This window comes from Pantoea sp. DY-17 (assembly GCF_019795975.1).
In the GTDB taxonomy this organism is placed as follows: domain Bacteria; phylum Pseudomonadota; class Gammaproteobacteria; order Enterobacterales; family Enterobacteriaceae; genus Pantoea; species Pantoea leporis.
Genome location: NZ_JAIMIG010000001.1, coordinates 688,561 through 706,611 on the forward strand (window position 1 = coordinate 688,561; position 18,051 = coordinate 706,611).

Annotated in this window: 20 protein-coding genes; 15 read left to right on the forward strand and 5 right to left on the reverse strand. The window is 56.3% G+C overall.

The annotated features are described in order from the left end of the window. Positions 1–84: 84 nt before the first annotated feature. Positions 85–732: a glutaredoxin 2 gene (grxB, locus tag K5Y33_RS03315; protein ID WP_101760858.1), complete on the reverse strand. Its 648-nt coding sequence runs from the start codon at positions 730–732 to the stop codon at positions 85–87. A 90-nt stretch (positions 733–822) separates the two neighbouring features. Further along, entirely contained in the window at positions 823–2,025 is a 1,203-nt protein-coding gene (gene mdtH, locus K5Y33_RS03320) for a multidrug efflux MFS transporter MdtH (RefSeq protein WP_101760857.1), read from the reverse strand. 245 nt (positions 2,026–2,270) lie between these two features. Here mdtH and rimJ point away from each other — a divergent pair, with 245 nt between their 5' ends. The 4 genes from rimJ (at position 2,271) to murJ (ending at position 6,103) form a co-directional block, all read left to right on the forward strand. Next, complete coding sequence (gene rimJ / locus K5Y33_RS03325; RefSeq protein ID WP_222233848.1) at positions 2,271–2,864, forward strand: ribosomal protein S5-alanine N-acetyltransferase; 594 nt, start codon at positions 2,271–2,273, stop codon at positions 2,862–2,864. Between the two features lie 15 nt (positions 2,865–2,879). Beyond that, entirely contained in the window at positions 2,880–3,521 is a 642-nt protein-coding gene (locus K5Y33_RS03330) for a DUF480 domain-containing protein (RefSeq protein ID WP_222233250.1), read from the forward strand. Between the two features lies 1 nt (position 3,522). Continuing rightward, the gene (locus tag K5Y33_RS03335; protein WP_222233251.1) at positions 3,523–4,443 is read left to right on the forward strand and encodes a Gfo/Idh/MocA family protein; all 921 of its coding nucleotides are present in this window, start codon (positions 3,523–3,525) and stop codon (positions 4,441–4,443) included. A gap of 121 nt (positions 4,444–4,564) precedes the next feature. Then, a complete protein-coding gene (gene murJ, locus K5Y33_RS03340) occupies positions 4,565–6,103 on the forward strand; it encodes a murein biosynthesis integral membrane protein MurJ (protein WP_101760853.1) in 1,539 nt (512 codons plus the stop codon). Between the two features lie 284 nt (positions 6,104–6,387). On the opposite strand, the gene flgN is transcribed toward murJ, so the two are convergent. The 3 genes from flgN to flgA all read right to left on the reverse strand — a co-directional run bounded on the left by flgN (position 6,388) and on the right by flgA (position 7,895). Then, complete coding sequence (flgN, locus tag K5Y33_RS03345; RefSeq protein WP_101760852.1) at positions 6,388–6,819, reverse strand: flagellar export chaperone FlgN; 432 nt, start codon at positions 6,817–6,819, stop codon at positions 6,388–6,390. A gap of 5 nt (positions 6,820–6,824) precedes the next feature. Continuing rightward, entirely contained in the window at positions 6,825–7,130 is a 306-nt protein-coding gene (flgM, locus tag K5Y33_RS03350; protein ID WP_101760851.1) for a flagellar biosynthesis anti-sigma factor FlgM, read from the reverse strand. A gap of 105 nt (positions 7,131–7,235) precedes the next feature. Then, the gene (gene flgA / locus K5Y33_RS03355; RefSeq protein WP_101760850.1) at positions 7,236–7,895 is read right to left on the reverse strand and encodes a flagellar basal body P-ring formation chaperone FlgA; all 660 of its coding nucleotides are present in this window, start codon (positions 7,893–7,895) and stop codon (positions 7,236–7,238) included. Between the two features lie 153 nt (positions 7,896–8,048). Between flgA and flgB the strand changes: the two genes are divergently transcribed. From flgB to flgL, 11 genes are all read left to right on the forward strand, one after another. After that, positions 8,049–8,462, forward strand: coding sequence for a flagellar basal body rod protein FlgB (gene flgB, locus K5Y33_RS03360; protein ID WP_008103091.1), 414 nt, complete (start codon positions 8,049–8,051; stop codon positions 8,460–8,462). A 2-nt stretch (positions 8,463–8,464) separates the two neighbouring features. Further along, on the forward strand, positions 8,465–8,869 hold the full coding sequence (flgC, locus tag K5Y33_RS03365) for a flagellar basal body rod protein FlgC (protein ID WP_064740862.1): 405 nt from the start codon (positions 8,465–8,467) through the stop codon (positions 8,867–8,869). 12 nt (positions 8,870–8,881) lie between these two features. Next, a complete protein-coding gene (gene flgD, locus K5Y33_RS03370; protein ID WP_110865917.1) occupies positions 8,882–9,553 on the forward strand; it encodes a flagellar hook assembly protein FlgD in 672 nt (223 codons plus the stop codon). Between the two features lie 25 nt (positions 9,554–9,578). Beyond that, on the forward strand, positions 9,579–10,841 hold the full coding sequence (flgE, locus tag K5Y33_RS03375) for a flagellar hook protein FlgE (protein ID WP_110865918.1): 1,263 nt from the start codon (positions 9,579–9,581) through the stop codon (positions 10,839–10,841). Positions 10,842–10,861: 20 nt separating this feature from the next. Beyond that, positions 10,862–11,620 (forward strand): flagellar basal body rod protein FlgF, encoded by a 759-nt coding sequence (locus tag K5Y33_RS03380; RefSeq protein WP_101760847.1) that lies wholly within the window; start codon positions 10,862–10,864, stop codon positions 11,618–11,620. 17 nt (positions 11,621–11,637) lie between these two features. After that, positions 11,638–12,420, forward strand: coding sequence for a flagellar basal-body rod protein FlgG (gene flgG / locus K5Y33_RS03385; protein WP_007885801.1), 783 nt, complete (start codon positions 11,638–11,640; stop codon positions 12,418–12,420). A gap of 60 nt (positions 12,421–12,480) precedes the next feature. Then, positions 12,481–13,191: a flagellar basal body L-ring protein FlgH gene (locus tag K5Y33_RS03390; RefSeq protein ID WP_097094260.1), complete on the forward strand. Its 711-nt coding sequence runs from the start codon at positions 12,481–12,483 to the stop codon at positions 13,189–13,191. Positions 13,192–13,203: 12 nt separating this feature from the next. Beyond that, on the forward strand, positions 13,204–14,310 hold the full coding sequence (locus K5Y33_RS03395; protein WP_101760846.1) for a flagellar basal body P-ring protein FlgI: 1,107 nt from the start codon (positions 13,204–13,206) through the stop codon (positions 14,308–14,310). Continuing rightward, the gene (gene flgJ / locus K5Y33_RS03400; RefSeq protein ID WP_192413667.1) at positions 14,310–15,251 is read left to right on the forward strand and encodes a flagellar assembly peptidoglycan hydrolase FlgJ; all 942 of its coding nucleotides are present in this window, start codon (positions 14,310–14,312) and stop codon (positions 15,249–15,251) included. Before K5Y33_RS03395 ends, flgJ begins: the two co-directional genes overlap by 1 nt. 118 nt (positions 15,252–15,369) lie before the next feature. Continuing rightward, the gene (gene flgK, locus K5Y33_RS03405) at positions 15,370–17,013 is read left to right on the forward strand and encodes a flagellar hook-associated protein FlgK (protein WP_110865920.1); all 1,644 of its coding nucleotides are present in this window, start codon (positions 15,370–15,372) and stop codon (positions 17,011–17,013) included. Between the two features lie 18 nt (positions 17,014–17,031). Beyond that, entirely contained in the window at positions 17,032–18,000 is a 969-nt protein-coding gene (gene flgL, locus K5Y33_RS03410; protein ID WP_110865921.1) for a flagellar hook-associated protein FlgL, read from the forward strand. Positions 18,001–18,051: the final 51 nt, after the last annotated feature.

The following is an 18,051-nucleotide window of genomic DNA, read 5'->3' on the forward strand; positions in this document are numbered from 1 at the left end:
AAACAGCGATAGCCTGCCTGAATCAGCGGCATGTGTCACCAGGAGAGAGATGAGAAGCGCCGCAGCGCCTCTCAGGGATGAAGATTATGCGGCGATGGAGGAGAGCAGATTAACCTGGGTTTGTTTCGCCATGTTGTCGCGATAATCGGCAACGCGGCTTGGCCATTCAATGCCGTTGACCAGCGTTAAGGAGCGCAGCAGCGGGAAAAGATGAATATCATCTTCCGACAGTTCGCCATTTACCGCATTGGGTTTGACGATCAGCTTGTCGAGCTGACGCAGATCGTCGCTGATGTTTTTGATTAAGCCCGGCGCGTGTTTACGCAACTCGCTGAAATCGCCCACGCTGGCCTGCTTCTTCTCGCTGAAGTAGCTACGCGCTTCCGGCGTAGCGAATTCGGCGAAGGAGGCATCGGCGATGCGCGGCAGCAGCAGCTTATTGACGTAGCCATTCACGTGGCGCAGCCAGTCGCTGATCGCAGGATTGCTTTTGCCATTGAGCAGCGGTTGGTGATCGTATTTATCTACCAAGCGCACAATATCCATACTTTCCGGTACAGCGCTGCCGTCGGCCTGTTGCAGAATCGGCGCCATTTTCTGGCCGATCAATTTTTTCGGCGTTTGCTCGTCGTCATTTAGCATAACGATGAGTTCTAACGGCAGATTTTTTAAGCCGAAAATCATGCGTGCTTTGACGCAGAAAGGGCAGTGATCGTAGATGTAGAGTTTCATCCCGTTTCTCCTGTGGTTCTAAGGGTGACGGAAGCCACCCTTTTTTCCGGACGTGCGGGAAGTATGGAAGAGATCTGTGGCAGGGGCAAACTAGCTGCTGAAAATCGCTGGTGCCACCGAACGCGGCTGGAACTGCCACCAAAGCGCCAAAAGGGTGATCATGCCAACGCTGCTCAGCAGCATCCACGGCAGTTCCGGCAGCGCCCATTGCTGGCCCATATCGAACATCCAGCCGCCGCCGGAGTAGCCGATCAAACCGCCAATCGCGAGGCCGAGTCGGCTGAAGCCCATATAGCTGCCGCGCGCACGCGAACTGGCCAGCGAAGCGCTGAGCGTTTCTCGCGCCGGTTCCGCGATGATTGAGCCCAGATAAAAGAGGGCGATCAGCATAAATAGCGACGGCAGCGAATCGGTCATGCCAACCGGCAGCAGGCTGAACGTCATCAGGAACAAGCCGGCCATCAAACGCGTTTCGAGGCGGAAGCGTTTTTCGCTCCAGCGCGCCAGAGGATAGAGCAGGCTTAATGACAGCAGCGCTTCAATCGCGTACATCCACTTCACCGCAGCAGGCGCCCCGGCTACCTGATTCACCATCACCGGCAACATCAACATCACCTGCACGGCGAGAATGTAGTAGCCGGTCAAAGTCAGCACGTACAGGCGAAAACGCTTGTCCTGCCAGACGCGTTGCATCCCTTCACGCATCGCAATGCGTTCGGTTGAGATGCGCCACGCCGGTAACCAAACGGCGTTAAACAGCGCAGCAGTGACAAACACCGCCGCGCCAACCCAGCACACCAGACGGAAATCCCACGCCAGCAGCCAGCTACCAATCAGCGCGCCCAGCACGGCACCGGCGCTGTCTTGCATCATCAGCAGGGAGAAGAAGCGGCCGCGATCGCGTGCGCGTACCAGCTTCATCACCAGCGCGCTGCGTGGCGGATCAAACAGCGTGCCGCCAAGGCCGGAAAGCAAACAGGCAAACCACAGCAGCCAGGGTTCATGCGCCAGCGCCATGCAGGCAAAACCCGCCGCGCGCATCAGCATACCAGTGACGATCAGCGGACGCGCACCAAAACGGTCGGCAATCGCACCGCCGAAGATGCCGAATCCCTGCTGGACGAACTGGCGCAAGCCAAGCGCAATACCGACCATCAACGCGGCCCAGCCCAGCTGTTCGACAAAATGGATGGAAATGAGGGGAAACACCACGAAAAAGCCCATCACAACCAGCATGTTATCCACTAAAAGAAATGTTTTACCGAGGCGTCGTGCCCGCGCAACCCGAGACATGCTAATTCCTGAGCAAATGAGAGGAGATAAGAGACCAATTGGTCTATTTTCCGCCTGCTCAGCGGCGAAAAACAGCTTTCTCAGGATGATATTTTTTCATCGAATCCGCAGAAATATTAATCCTAAATCAGGATGAATCCTGAGGAACGCGTTCAAGGGTTTTACCGCAAGCGGGGTGACGGTTATAGTGAGGAGTATCGCCGCTGGCGTACATCTTTCTTAAGTTATGGATTTCAGGAGTCATGATGTTTGGCTATCGTTCTGCTGGCCCACGCGTGCGCCTCACTACCGATCGCTTATTGGTGCGTTTAGTACACGAACGCGATGCCTGGCGATTAGCGGATTATTACGCTGAAAATCGTGCGTTTCTCAAGCCGTGGGAACCGGTGCGCGACGAGAGCCATTGTTATCCTTCGGGCTGGCAAGCGCGCCTCGGACTGATCGCCGACATGCATAAACAGGGCTCAGCCTACTATTTTGTGCTGATGGACCCGGAAGAGACCGAAGTGCGTGGTGTGGCGAATTACAGCAACGTGCTGCGCGGCTCCTTTCACGCCTGCTATCTCGGCTATTCACTGGGCGAGAAGTGGCAAGGTCAGGGACTGATGTTTGAAGCGCTCACTACCACCCTTCGCTATATGCAACGCCAGCAACGTATTCACCGCATTATGGCTAATTATATGCCGCACAATCAGCGCAGTGGCGATCTGCTGGCGCGCCTCGGATTTGAAAAAGAGGGTTACGCCAAAGATTACTTGTTGATCGATGGGCGCTGGCAGGATCATGTACTCACCGCGTTGACCTGCCGGGAGTGGACCCCGGATCGTCGTGGACAATAATAAAGGATCACCTCAATGAAAATGGCCTTATCCGCGCAGGCATTGCGCGTGATTGGATGCCTGCTGGAGAAGCAGGTCACCACGCCGGATCAATATCCGCTCTCACTTAATGGCGTTGTCACCGCCTGTAATCAGAAATCCAACCGCGAACCGGTGCTCAATCTCAGCGAGATGGAGGTGCAAGCGCAGCTTGATGAGCTGGTGAAAAAGCATCTGGTGACCGCCAATAACGGCTCCGGTCAACGCGTCAGCAAGTATGAACAGCGCTTCTGCAATTCCGCTTTCGGCAATCTGCAGTTGAATAGCGCTGAAGTCGCCGTGCTGACGCTGCTGTTCCTGCGCGGCGCTCAGACGCCGGGCGAATTGCGCACCCGCAGCGGTCGTCTGCATGAATTCAGCGATATGAATGAAGTCGAGCAGACGCTTAATAGTTTAAGCACGCGCGAGGATGGCCCAATGGTGGTGCGACTGGCGCGCGAACCGGGCAAACGTGAAAGCCGCTATATGCATCTTTTCGGTGGCGAAGTAGTGGAAGACGCGGCCAGCGCAGAAACCGTCAATGACAACGGCGATTTAACCGCGCGTGTCGCGCAACTTGAAGAAACGGTTGCTGAGTTGCAGTCGCAACTGCAACTGCTGCTGCAAAAGGAGCACTAATATGACGCTGCGTATTGGCATTGTAGGATTGGGCGGTATCGCGCAGAAAGCGTGGCTGCCGGTGTTATCGCAAGCCAGCGGCTGGCAATTAGCGGGTGCGTTTTCGCCCAATCAGGCAAAGGCGCAACCGATCTGCGATAGCTATCGCATACCTTATTTTAGTCAACTGGATGCGCTGGCCGCCGCCAGTGATGCGGTGTTTGTTCACAGCAGCACCGCCAGCCATTACGAAGTGGTTAAAGCGCTGCTGCTGGCGGGCAAAGATGTGTGCGTCGATAAACCGTTAGCCGAAACGCTGCAACAGGCCGAAGCGCTGGTGGCGCTGGCGGACAAGCAGAAGCGCAAGCTGATGGTGGCATTTAACCGCCGCTTTGCGCCGCGTTATCAGCAGCTGAAAAGTGACATGCCACGCGCCGCCTCGCTGCGTATTGAGAAGCACCGCGCGGATAGCGTGGGTCCACAGGATTTGCGTTTTACCCTGCTGGACGATTATCTGCACGTGGTGGACACCGCGCTGTGGCTGGCGGGCGGCAGCCTGACGCGCGAGTTAGGGCATATCGAGACCAATGACGATGGCGCGATGCTGTACGCCGAACACCATTTCTCCGCCGGATCGCTGCAAATCACCACCAGCATGCATCGTCGCGCCGGGACCCAACGCGAAGTCGTCAGCGCCATCTGCGACGGTGATTACATCGAAATTAACGAGATGCGCGACTGGCAGCAGGAAAACCGCGGCGGCATGGTGCGTGATGTGCCGCCCGCGTGGCAAAGCCACCTTACTCAGCGCGGTTTCAGCGGCGCAGCGCACCATTTCATCCAGTGTGTTGAAAATCAGACGATGCCTGAAACCAGTGGCGAACAGGCGCTGGCGGCGCAGCGTCTGGTGGAAAAATTGTGGCGCGATGCCGAACGTGAATAATTCCTTGTAACACTCAATGCTGGTCATTTCCCGCCGTGGCAGTAGACTATCGCCGGACATCACGGGATGTCCGCGCTAAGTCGCTCATTTCTCCGACACTTTTCAGGATGCGCCACTCAATATGAATTTGTTGAAATCGCTGGCTGCGGTCAGTTCGATGACCTTGTTTTCCCGCGTACTGGGCTTTGCCCGCGATGCCATTGTGGCGCGCGTTTTCGGCGCAGGAATGGCAACCGATGCCTTCTTTGTTGCCTTCAAACTGCCGAACCTGCTGCGCCGTATCTTCGCTGAAGGCGCGTTTTCTCAGGCGTTCGTGCCGATTCTGGCGGAATATAAAAGCAAGCAGGGCGAAGATGCCACGCGCGTGTTTGTCGCTTACGTCTCCGGATTACTGACGCTGGTGCTGGCGGTGGTGACCGTGTTAGGGATGATCGCTGCGCCTTGGGTGATTGTGGTGACGGCGCCAGGCTTTGCCGATACCGCCGATAAATTTGCCTTAACCAGCGCGCTGCTGCGCGTCACCTTTCCCTATATTCTGCTGATCTCGCTGGCCTCGCTGGCGGGCGCGATCCTCAATACCTGGAACCGGTTTTCCGTGCCGGCGTTTGCGCCGACGCTGCTGAACATCAGCATGATTGGTTTTGCTGTATTCGCTGCGCCGCATTTTAATCCGCCGGTGATGGCGCTGGCGTGGGCCGTGGTGGTCGGCGGCGTATTGCAGCTGTTCTATCAGTTGCCGCATCTGAAGAAGATTGGCATGCTGGTTTTGCCACGTCTGAATCTGCGCGATGCGGGCGTATGGCGCGTAATGCGTCAAATGGGGCCGGCGATCCTCGGCGTGTCGGTGAGCCAGATTTCACTGATCATCAACACCATTTTCGCCTCCTTTTTGGTTTCCGGTTCGGTTTCGTGGATGTATTACGCCGATCGCCTGATGGAGTTTCCTTCCGGCGTGCTGGGCGTGGCGCTGGGCACCATTTTGCTGCCCTCGCTGGCGAAGAGTTTTGCCAGCGGTAATCAGGAAGAGTATTCACGGTTGATGGATTGGGGCCTGCGCCTCTGCTTCCTGCTGGCGCTGCCGAGCGCGGTGGCGTTGGGCATTTTGTCCGGGCCGCTGACGGTCGCGCTGTTCCAGTACGGCAAGTTCACCGCGTTTGATGCCCTGATGACGCAGCGCGCGCTGATTGCCTATTCAGTGGGTTTGATGGGGCTGATCGTGGTGAAAGTGCTGGCACCCGGCTTCTATTCTCGTCAGGACATTAAAACTCCGGTGAAAATTGCCATCGTGACACTGATTGTGACGCAGCTGATGAACCTGGCGTTTATCGGCCCGCTCAAACATGCCGGTTTGTCGCTGTCGATCGGTCTGGCCGCTTGCCTGAATGCGGCGCTGCTGTACTGGCAACTGCGTAAGCAGGATATCTTCCAGCCGCAGCCTGGCTGGTTCAGTTTCCTGACCCGTTTGCTGATTGCCGTAGTGGTAATGGCCGCAGCGCTGTTTGGCATTCTGCAGGTGATGCCGGCATGGGAAGAGGGGCAGATGTGGTGGCGCCTGATTCGTCTGGCGGCGGTCTGCGCCATTGGCGGCGGCGCATACTTTGTGATGCTTGGTCTGCTCGGCTTCCGCCCGCGCGACTTCGCGCGCCGCACGCTGGTTTAAAGGCCGCACTCTCTTAATGGACATGCAGCGTCTGCCGCTGCGTAAGGGCAATCCGCAGCGCTGAAGCGTAAACGGTGGGCCAGGAGAGACCCGCATGGATGCGGGGCTCAGTTCGGGCCGGGCAGGAAGCCCGATCCCGAACGGTCCGTCGGCACAACGTTGAAGCTGAAGGTACCGCGTAAGCGGCGCGAGGACCGCCCGGCAGCGGCAGATGCTGTAGGTCCCGCACACAACAAAAAGGCCGCCATCCCAAAAGATAGCAGCCTCTTCAAACCCACTTTTTTCTACCCTTTACGACTCAGCGTCGCCTGACCTTTACCCAAACCATCCGGGCCGTAAAACGCCTGGGTTTGGTGGGGTCGCAACACCGCCAATGCTTCATTGGTGTAGCCGATTTGATGCTGCAACAAAATCCCGTTATGCGTATTGGCATCGCGCAAGCGGCGCGTGTGCTGCTGAATACGCATCCAGCGGCTTTCGCGATCGCTGTGATCACCATAGGGCGCCTGCGTGCCGAGCGTTTTCTCGGTGGTGCGGCGCATCTCGTCCAGATAATTCAACGTCGTCAGCAGCGCGCTTTTATCTTCAGAAATACGCTGCAGCAGGTTGCCATTGATCTGGCCGGCAGAAAGTTGCTGTTGTTCCTCATCCATTACCACCGCAAGGGATGTCAGCACGTCCTGCATTTTGTCTAAGGTGATCAGCAGATGGTCCATTGGGATTAGTTACCCTCTAAATACGCCTTGGTATCGGCGATCAGCGCGTCGGCGATCTTACCGGTATCCATTTTCAATTCGCCATTACGAATGGCCGTCTTCAGCTGCTCAACGCGCGCTGTATTAATATCTTTGCTGCCAGGCTGCATCAGTTGCGCCTGCGCGGTACTCAACTTCACTTCCGCACCGCTTTCGCTGGTGGTGCTGGCTGCGGGCGTCGCGCTCTGACGCACTTTGCTGCTGTTATCGTTATTGTCGCGTGTTTGAACAGTGCTAACCGGATTCGTAGGCTGCGTTCTGTCGATGCTCATGGTAAGGCTCCTGTAAGGTCAGTTGGGGGTCAGCCAACTGAGTCAGCATAGGGTAATGTCTTTGTTGATATCTCTATCGGCAGAACAACAGGGTTCTTTAACGCTTTATAGCGATATCAGAATATTCCCATCCGCGTCGACGCGACCACTGACAACCTGACCATTTCCCATCCTCACGCGCACCATTTGTGCCGCGCTGGCGTTGTTCAGCGCACGTCCTTCGCTGCTGGCATTAAACCCGTTTCCACTGGCGACTACCATCACATTTTGACCGGCTTTCACGCGCCACGGCTGACGTACCATGGTGGCGGTGACCGGCTGTCCTGGCGGGATATCGCGTAGTGCGATCGCATCGATGACGCCGCTGCTGTCCATCAATGCGCGTGCTGGCAGTTCATCGAGACGTCCGGTTGCCAGACGCACGTCCGTCGGGCTGAGATTGCTGCCGCGCGCCACCTGACGGCTCGCCACCAGATATTGCCCGGTGACCTGCACCTGAACCTGCAGGAAACGACGATTTTGGTCGCAGTTGGCGGCGATGCTGATGTTGCCCCACTGACGGCTATTGCCCGGTAGCTGCAGTTCAGGGGTTTCGCAGTTTGGCCACTGCGCCTGTGGCGTACGCACCACCACCGTCATGCCCGCGGCATGTTGTGGGTCGCGCGCTTTAAAAAATTGGGTCAACTGCGCGGTAAGGTCCGCAGCAGAGCTGGGTAGCGCCAGTGCCAGCAAAAGTGTGGCTAGCAAGGTGGAATATCTGCGCATAACGCCTCCTGACGAGAAGATGGCACTGAGTCTACGCCTCGCGCAAAAAAATCAATGTCAAAAATAGCCGTCATTTTTGCTGCTATTCAGACGATCACCCTTGCATTTGTCCACTTAAACTGTCAGCTCGAAATTCTCATTCGCGGAGGAAGCATGCTCGACAAACTCGATGCCGCGCTGCGATTTGGTACTGAAGCGTTAAACCTACGTGCTCAGCGTCAGGAAATCCTGGCGTCAAACATTGCCAACGCCGATACCCCGGGCTACCAGGCGCGGGATATCGACTTTGCCAGCCAGCTGAGCAAGGTGATGCAAAACGGTCGCGCCGAAGGCAGCAGTCTGGCGCTGAATGTGACGTCCTCACGCCACATTGAAGCGCAAACCAACTCTCAGCCGTCACTGGATCTGCTGTACCGCATTCCCGATCAACCCGCCGCGGATGGCAACACCGTGGATATGGATCGCGAACGTACGCAGTTTGCTGATAACAGCCTGAAATACCAAACCGATCTCACCCTCATCAGTAGCCAGATCAAAGGCATGATGAGCGTTCTGCAGGGGCAATAAGCATGGCATTGCTGAATATCTTTGATATCGCCGGTTCTGCGATGACAGCGCAATCACAGCGCCTCAACGTCAGCGCCAGTAACCTGGCCAACGCCGACAGCGTGACCGGCCCAGATGGCCAGCCTTACGTGGCGAAGCAGGTGATTTTCCAGACCGACGCCGCACAAGGTGCTGCCACCGGCGGCGTGAAGGTCGCTGGCGTGGTGAACGATCCTACCCCGGCAAAACTGGTGTACGACCCGGGCAATCCGCTGGCGGATCAGAAGGGCTACGTCAAGATGCCAAACGTTGATGTGGTGTCCGAAACCGTTAACACCATGTCCGCGTCGCGCAGCTACCAGGCCAACGTTGAAGTGCTGAACACGGTGAAGTCAATGATGATGAAAACTCTCACTATCGGTCAGTAACGGAGAACGAATATGAGCGTAGCAGTAGGAATTAAAGACAGTCTGGACCCAACGGTACTGACCTCCAGTAGCGCTTCGAGCGGTAACTCTTCCGCCGACCTGCAGAATCAGTTCCTGAACATGCTGGTGGCGCAGCTGAAAAACCAGGATCCCACTAATCCTATGGATAACAGCCAGCTCACCACGCAGTTGGCACAGATCAACACCCTGAGCGGTATTGAAAAGCTGAATACCACGCTGGGATCCATCTCCGGCCAGATCACTACCAGCCAGTCGCTGCAGAGTTCAACACTGATTGGTCACGGTGTGATGGTCAATGGTTCGCAGGTATTGGTGGGCAGCGGTACGACTACGCCGTTTGGCATTGAGCTGGCGACAGCGTCCACGGCCACCAGTGTCACGATTAAAGACAGTAACGGCGCCACGGTCCGCACCATTGACCTCGGCAAACTGAGCTCTGGCGTCCACACCTTCTCGTGGGACGGCAAGCTGGATGACGGTTCTACCGCCGCGGATGGCAAATATTCTGTTTCGCTGGCCGCCAGCAATGGCAGCACGCAACTGGTGGCGCAGCCGCTGAACTATGCCTACGTCAATGGCGTCAGCACCACTGATGGCACCACAAAACTGGATCTCGGCACCATGGGCTCCGCAACCCTCGATGAAATTCGTCAGATTCTCTGATTAACCTTTTAGCAGGAGAGATTACATGTCTTTTTCACAAGCGGTGAGCGGCCTCAATGCTGCCTCCAGCAATCTGGATGTGATTGGTAACAACATCGCCAACTCCGCCACAGCCGGTTTTAAATCCAGCACCATTGCTTTTGCCGATATGTTTGCCGGCTCTAACGTGGGTTTGGGTACCAAAGTTGCCGCCGTCATTCAGGACTTTGGTGATGGAAGTACAACGTCAACCAGTCGTGGACTGGATGTGGCACTGAGCGGCAACGGTTTCTTCCGCATGACCGACGCCAGCGGCGGCGTGTTCTATTCCCGTAACGGCCAGTTCACGCTGGATGCCAACCGTAACCTGGTGAACACCCAGGGTCTGAACGTCACCGGCTATCCGGCCAGCGGCACACCGCCAACCATTCAGACCGGTGCCAACCCAGTGGCGCTGAGTATTCCAACCACGCAGATGGGGGCACGTGCAACAACAACAGCTACCCAGGTTGCCAACCTGAACTCCACCAGCACCACCCCGACGGTCACTCCGTTTGATAAGTCCAACGTTGATAGCTACAACGCGAAAACCACCATGACGGTGTACGACACGCAGGGTAACGATCACCAGTTAGACATGTACTACATCAAAACGGCGGATAACACCTGGACCGTGCATATGGTTGACTCCACCACCGGTAATGAAGTTGGTAATACTGCGGGCGGTGACAACCTGGGTTATCAGATGCAATTTGATGCTAACGGTAAGCTGACGCAGGTGGGGAAAATCACTGCAACGGGTGTTGCTGACACCAGCGCTTCCCTGGCAAACCTGGTTGTGGACGGCACCAACGGGGCGAATGGCATGAACATCAGCCTGAGCATGTTGGGTAGCCTGCAGCAAAACACCGGTGCGACCACTTTTGGTAACCCAACGCAAGACGGTTATCAGCCTGGCGATCTCACCAGCTACACCATCAATGATGACGGCACCATTACTGGCACCTACTCCAACCAGAAAACCCAACTTCTGGGACAAATTGTCTTGTCGAGTTTCTCTAACCCGGAAGGTCTGAAGTCTGAAGGTGACAACGTCTGGTCTGCCACCAGCTCATCAGGTCAGGCCGCCACTGGTCTGGCAGGCACCGGTACTTACGGCAACCTGACTTCAGGTGCGCTGGAAGCGTCCAACGTCGATATGAGCAAAGAGCTGGTGAACATGATCGTTGCGCAGCGTAACTATCAGGCCAACAGCCAGACCATCAAAACTCAGGACCAGATTCTTAACACCCTGGTTAACTTACGTTAATTCGCTAACGGGATTGCTTTATGGATCACGCAATATATACCGCCATGGGCGCGGCCAGTCAGACGTTGGATCAGCAGTCGGTAACGGCCAGCAACCTCGCCAACGCCTCAACGCCGGGCTTTCGTGCTCAGCTCAACGCGTTGCGCGCGGTGCCGGTCAGCGGCTGGTCGCTGCCGACGCGTACGCTGGTTGCCGCTTCCACGCCGGGCGCCGATATGTCACCGGGCTCGATGGACAACACCGGCCGCACGCTGGATGTGGGCGTTGCGCAGGACGGCTGGTTGGCAGTGCGTGCCGCTGACGGTACCGAAGCTTATACCCGCAACGGCAATATGCAGATCAGCGCGACCGGTATTTTGACTATTCAGGGCAATCCCGTAATGGGCGATGGGGGTCCGATCGCCATCCCGCAAGGCGCTGAATTGACCATCGCGGCAGACGGGACCATCACCTCGCGTAACGCCGGTGATGCACCCAATGCCACGGTGCAGATTGGTCGCCTGAAGCTGGTGCGCGCCACCGGTAAAGAGATGCAGCGCGGTGATGACGGCATGTTCCGTCCTAATCAGCAAACCCAGGCGACGCGCGGCGCTGCGCTGGCAAATGATGCCACCATGACGGTGATGCCCGGCGTGCTGGAAGGCAGTAACGTCAAGCCGGTGGAAACCATGGTCGATATGATCGCCAACGCCCGACGTTTTGAGATGCAGATGAAAGTGATCTCCAACGTCGATGAAAACGAACAAAAAGCTAACAGCTTGCTCAACATGAGCAGCTAAGGCGTAAGGAAAACACCATGATTCGTTCTTTATGGATCGCCAAAACCGGTCTTGACGCTCAGCAAACCAACATGGACGTCATCTCCAACAACCTCGCGAACGTAAGCACCAACGGCTTTAAACGTTCGCGCGCGGTATTCGAAGATTTGATGTACCAAACCCTGCGTCAGCCGGGCACGCAGTCGTCAGAGCAAACCACGCTGCCGTCTGGTTTGCAGATCGGTACCGGTGTGCGTCCTGTCACCACTGAACGTCTGCATCAGCAGGGTAACCTGTCGCAGACCAGCAACTCAAAAGACGTGGCGATCAACGGCCAGGGTTATTTCGAAGTGCAGATGCCGGACGGCACCTCGGCGTATACCCGTGATGGTTCATTCCAGGTTGACCAGAACGGTCAGCTGGTGACTAACGCCGGTTATCCGGTACAGCCAGGCATCACTATTCCGGCCAACGCCACCAGCATCACGATCTCGCGCGATGGCGTGGTGAGCGTGACGCAGCAGGGCCAGACCAATCCGGCGCAGGTCGGTCAGCTGACGCTGAGCACCTTTATGAACGATGCGGGTCTGAACAGCCAGGGTGAAAACCTCTATCAGGAGACGCAGGCATCCGGTGCGGCGACGCAGAGTACGCCAGGCCAGAACGGCGCGGGTCTGCTGTATCAGGGTTATGTCGAAACCTCGAACGTCAACGTGGCGGAAGAGCTGGTCACCATGATTCAGACGCAGCGTGCCTACGAGATCAACAGTAAAGCGATCAGCACCTCCGATCAGATGCTGGCGAAGTTAACCCAGCTGTAATGCTGGTGTCGTTGGGCCAGCTCTGCTGGCCTGATTAAGCAACATGAAGAAGGTCAAAAAGTGGCGAAGCAAGTGATTCTCAAGCCTGGTCATTGGTTGGTAGCCACGCTGCTACTCACGCTTAACGGTTGTGCGCTGGTTCCGCGCACACCACTGGTGCAGGGATCGACTACGGCAGAGCCGACGCCATCCGCACCGCCGGTGGTGAACGGTTCCATTTTTCAGGGCGTCGCACCGCTGAACTACGGCTATCAGCCGCTGTTTGAGGATCGTCGTCCACGCAACATTGGCGATACATTGACGATCACCTTGCAGGAAAACGTCAGCGCCAGCAAAAGTTCTTCGGCCAATGCCAGCCGCGATGGCAGCAACAGTTTTGGTGTGACGGGTGTACCAACCGGCCTGAGCGGTCTGGTGGGTGCCGGTGGCGAAAAAGCCACGCTGGATGCCAATGGCAAAAATGACTTCGCTGGTAAAGGTGGCGCGACAGCCAACAACACCTTTACGGGCACCATCACCGTCACCGTCAATCAGGTGTTGTCGAACGGCAACCTGCGCGTGGTGGGTGAGAAACAGATCGAAATTAACCAGGGCACCGAATTTATCCGGTTCTCGGGCGTGGTTAACCCACGCACCATCAGCGCCAGCAACGCGGTGCTGTCAACGCAGGTGGCCGATGCACGTATTGAGTACGTCGGAAATGGTTATATCAATGAAGCGCAGACGATGGGCTGGTTCCAGCGTTTCTTCCTGAACGTCTCGCCGATGTAAGAGGTAGTAACAATGAATATGACGACTCTGCTCCGCCTGAGCCTTGGCATGCTGCTCGGTTTCAGCTTACTGGCGCATGCTGACCGCATCCGCGATCTGACCTCCGTGCAGGGCGTGCGCGACAACCAGCTGATCGGTTACGGTTTGGTGGTGGGCCTTGATGGTACCGGTGACCAGACCACGCAAACGCCGTTCACCACCCAAACCGTGAGCAATATGCTCTCCCAGCTCGGCATTACTGTGCCGGCTGGCACCAATATGCAGCTGAAAAACGTGGCGGCCGTGATGGTGACCGCTAAGCTGCCAACCTTTGCGCGTCAGGGGCAAACCGTTGATGTGGTGGTTTCTTCGCTGGGTAACGCCAAGAGTTTGCGCGGCGGTACGCTGCTGATGACGCCGATGAAAGGCGTCGATAACCAGGTTTATGCGCTGGCGCAGGGTAACATTCTGGTCGGCGGTGCCGGCGCTTCAGCCGGTGGCAGCAGCGTGCAGGTTAACCAGCTGAACGGTGGCCGCATTACCGGCGGCGCCACGGTAGAGCGTGAACTGCAGAGCAACTTTGGTAGCCAGAACACCATTAACCTGCAGCTAAATAATGAAGACTTCAGCATGGCACAGCGCATTGCCGACGCCATCAACAGCCGTGGGATTGGTTCGGCGCAGCCGCTGGATGCCCGTACTGTGCAGATTCGCGTCTCGCCGAATAACAGTTCTCAGGTGCGTCTGCTGGCCGAAATTCAGAACCTTGATGTTGCGGTGCCGCTCGAAGATGCCAAGGTGATTATCAACTCACGTACCGGTTCGGTGGTGATGAACCGCGAAGTGACGCTGAACACCTGTGCGGTGGCGCAGGGCAATCTGTCGGTTACCGTCAATCAGCAGCAGAACGTCAGTCAGCCGGATACGCCGTTGGCGGGTGGGCAGACTGTGACCACCAACAATACCCAGATCGATCTGCGTCAGAGTGGCGGCGCGCTGCAACGGGTTAACGCCAGCGCCAACCTCAATAACGTGGTGCGTGCGCTGAATGCGCTGGGTGCGTCACCGATTGAGCTGATGTCGATTTTGCAATCGATGGAAAGCGCAGGCTGCTTGCGCGCCAAACTGGAAATTATCTGATGAACGATACGCAATCGCTGGTGAATGCGGCGTACGACAGCCGCTCGCTGAACGACCTGAAACGCGAAGCCGCCGCCGACCCGAAAGGGAAGGCGATGCAGGTGGCCAAACAGGTGGAAGGGATGTTCGTGCAGATGATGATGAAAAGCATGCGTGCAGCGCTGCCGCAGGATGGCCTGCTGAGCAACGATCAGACGCGGCTTTTCACCTCGATGTACGATCAGCAGATTGCGCAGGACATCGGCAAACGTGGTCTCGGCATGGCCGATATCATCGTTAAGCAGATGCAGCCCGCTCAGGAGCCGGACGAAACCGCCGGTACGGTGCCGATGAAGCTGGATAACAGCTTCATCTATAGCAACCTGCCGTCGAATCAGCTGGAGCAGATGGTGCGTAAAGCGGTGCCGCGTTTGCCGGTCTCGCCCAGCAGTTTGCCGAGCGACAGCAACGACTTTATCGCGCAGCTGGCGCAGCCGGCGCAGGTCGCCAGCCAGCAGAGCGGTATTCCGCATCACCTGATTCTGGCGCAGGCCGCACTGGAATCCGGCTGGGGCCAGCGACAGATTCTGACGCGCGACGGCAAGCCGAGTTACAACGTGTTTGGCATCAAGGCGAGCGGCGACTGGAAGGGCGAAACCACCGATATCATGACCACCGAATATGAAGGCGGGGCAGCGAAGAAAGTGCGCGCCAGTTTCCGTGTGTATGGTTCCTATATGGAAGCGCTCAGCGATTACGTCAAACTGCTGTCCAATAATCCTCGTTATGCCGCCGTTGCCAACGCACCGAGTGCCGAGCAGGGCGCGCGTGCCTTGCAGGCCGCCGGTTACGCCACCGATCCAAAGTATGCGCAGAAACTGGTGGGAATGATCCAGCAATTCAAAAACATGGGCGAAAAAGTGGTGAAGGCGTACAGCAACGACATCACCGATTTGTTCTGATTTTTGCTCTCAAGTTTCACTTAAGCACGCCGATAACAATCACATGCCGCGGGCGTCCTCGTCCGCGCAATCGCACTGATGACTGCCAGCCCGGTTAACGGGAAATTAAGGAACCGAGATGTCCAGCATAATTAACTCAGCGATGAGTGGGCTGAGCGCCGCACAGGCTGCATTAAGCACCACCAGTAACAACATCAGTAATTACACGGTAGCGGGCTATTCGCGTCAGACGGCGATTTTGTCGCAGTCGAACAGCACCTTGCAGGGCAACAGCTATTACGGCAACGGTGTCACGCTCTCCGGCGTACAGCGTGAATACGATGAGTTCATTACTGCGCAATTGCGTGGCTCCAGCGCCAACTACAGCGCGGTGAACACGCAATACAACCAAATTTCCAACATTGACGATCTGCTGTCGACGTCGACCACCAGCTTGTCGACCTCAATCCAAAGCTTCTTCACCAACGTGCAGAACGTGGTGAGTAACGCCAACGATCCGTCGGCGCGTCAGTCAATGCTGAGCTACGCCCAAGGCCTGGTGAACCAATTCCAGACCACCGCGCAATATCTCAACAATATGCAAAATAGCGTTAACACGGATATTGCCTCGAACGTCGATCAGATCAACACCTTCACCAGCCAGATTGCCGACCTGAACAGCCAGATCGCCAAGCTGACCACCGGCGGTGGCGCGGCGCCGAACAATTTGCTGGATCAGCGCGATCAGTTGGTGAATAGCCTGAACAATGTGGTGGGCGTGAACGTATCCCAGCAGGACGGCAGCTATATTGTCTCGATGGGCAGTGTGACGTTGGTGAATGGTAAAAACTCCACCAGCTTAGTGGCGATGCCGTCCAGCAGCGATTCAACACGTACCACTGTCGGTTATGTCGATAAGCAGGCAGGTAACGTTGAGATCCCTGAGAAGACGCTAACCACCGGTTCACTCGGCGGTTTGCTGGCGTTCCGCACCCAGGATCTGGATACCGCGCAAAATCAGCTCGGCCAGTTAGCGGCAGCGTTCACCACCAGCTTCAATACCGTGCACAGCGAAGGTTATGACAGCAACGGCGACCAGGGGGGCAACTTCTTTAATATCGGTTCGCCAACCGTGGTGGGTAACAGCAAAAATACCTCAGCGGCTACCGTTACGGCGGCATGGTCAGACACCAGCGCGATGAAAGCCTCTAACTACACCGTAAGTTATGATGGCAGCAACTGGTCGGTGACCCGCATGTCTGACAACGTGAAGTTTAGCGTTACGCCAGACGCGACCGACGGCACCCTCAACTTTGATGGCCTGAAACTGACGGTGAGCACCTCACCCGCGCCTAACGCGAAAGACAGTTTCCTGGTCAAACCGGTCCAGAACGTCATTGCGGGCATGTCGGTCGCGATCACCGATGAGTCGCAAATTGCTGCGGCATCCAGCGCAACCAGCGGTGAAAGCGATAACCGTAACGCGCAGAAATTGTTGGATCTGCAGGATAGCAAGCTGGTGAATGGTAATGCGACCATCGCCCAGGCTTACGCCAGCATTGTCAGCACCGTCGGTAATAAAACCAGTACATTAAAAACCGCGAGCACCACCCAGGAGAACGTGGTGACACAGCTCAGCGATCGCCAGCAGTCAGTATCGGGGGTCAACCTTGATGAAGAGTATTCGAATCTGACTAAGTATCAGCAGTTCTATATGGCGAACGCGCAAGTGCTGCAAACAGCGAGTACCATTTTCAATGCGCTGATGGGCATCCGCGGCTAAGCATAGAGGATAAAAACCATGCGTCTTAGTACCAATATGATTTTCAACCAGCAGGTGCGAGGGATCACCGATTCGCAAGCTTCCTGGTTAAAAGTAGGTGAGCAACTCTCTAGCGGACTGCGCGTCAGCAATCCTTCAGATGATCCTATCGCCGCCTCACGTGCCGTCGTGCTTTCGCAATCGCAGGCGAAAAGTACCCAATATGCCACGGCACGCAGCTTTGCCGATCAGAGCTTGTCGATGGAAGAGAACGCACTCTCCAGCGTGACCAGCAGCATCCAGGATGCGCAAACCATGATTGTGTATGGTTCTACCGGTACGCTGAGCGACGATGACCGTGCTTCTATTGCCACCAAATTAGAAGGCATTCGCTCACAATTACTTAACCAGGCCAATAGCCGTGATGGTAATGGACGATACATTTTTGCGGGCTATCAGACTGATGTCGCACCTTTCAGCGATGCCGGTGCGCCGGCCGGTGTCACTTATGTGGGTGGCGCGGATGCCATTACGCAGAAAGTCGATGATGGTCGCACGATGGCGGTGAGTAGCACAGGATCGTCAGTATTTATGTCGATAACCAGCAACGCGAAAGCCGAGCCGGACGGCAGTCCCAGCGAGACCAATCTGTTTAACATGCTCGATAGTGCAATTGCAGCGTTAAAAACGCCGCAGGATGATGCTGATGATGCAACCAAGCAGGTTTTCCAGGATGCCATGGATAAAACCAACCGTGGCTTGAGCAACTCCTTGAACAACGTGCTGGCAGTGCGTTCAGCCGTGGGCTCACAGCTGGCTGAACTCGATACGCTGGACGCGCAGGGTGATGACCGTGACACCATTATGGCATCGCAAATGACGGATCTGGTGCAGGTTGATTACACCCAAGCCATTTCAAGCTACACCATGCAACAAACCGCCTTGCAAGCTTCGTATAAGACCTTCACCGATATGTCGAAGCTGTCACTGTTCCAGCTTAATTCGTAATTGACCTGAACCTTTGAGCGTACTTTAACCGGGTGCGCTTAGTTTCTCCCA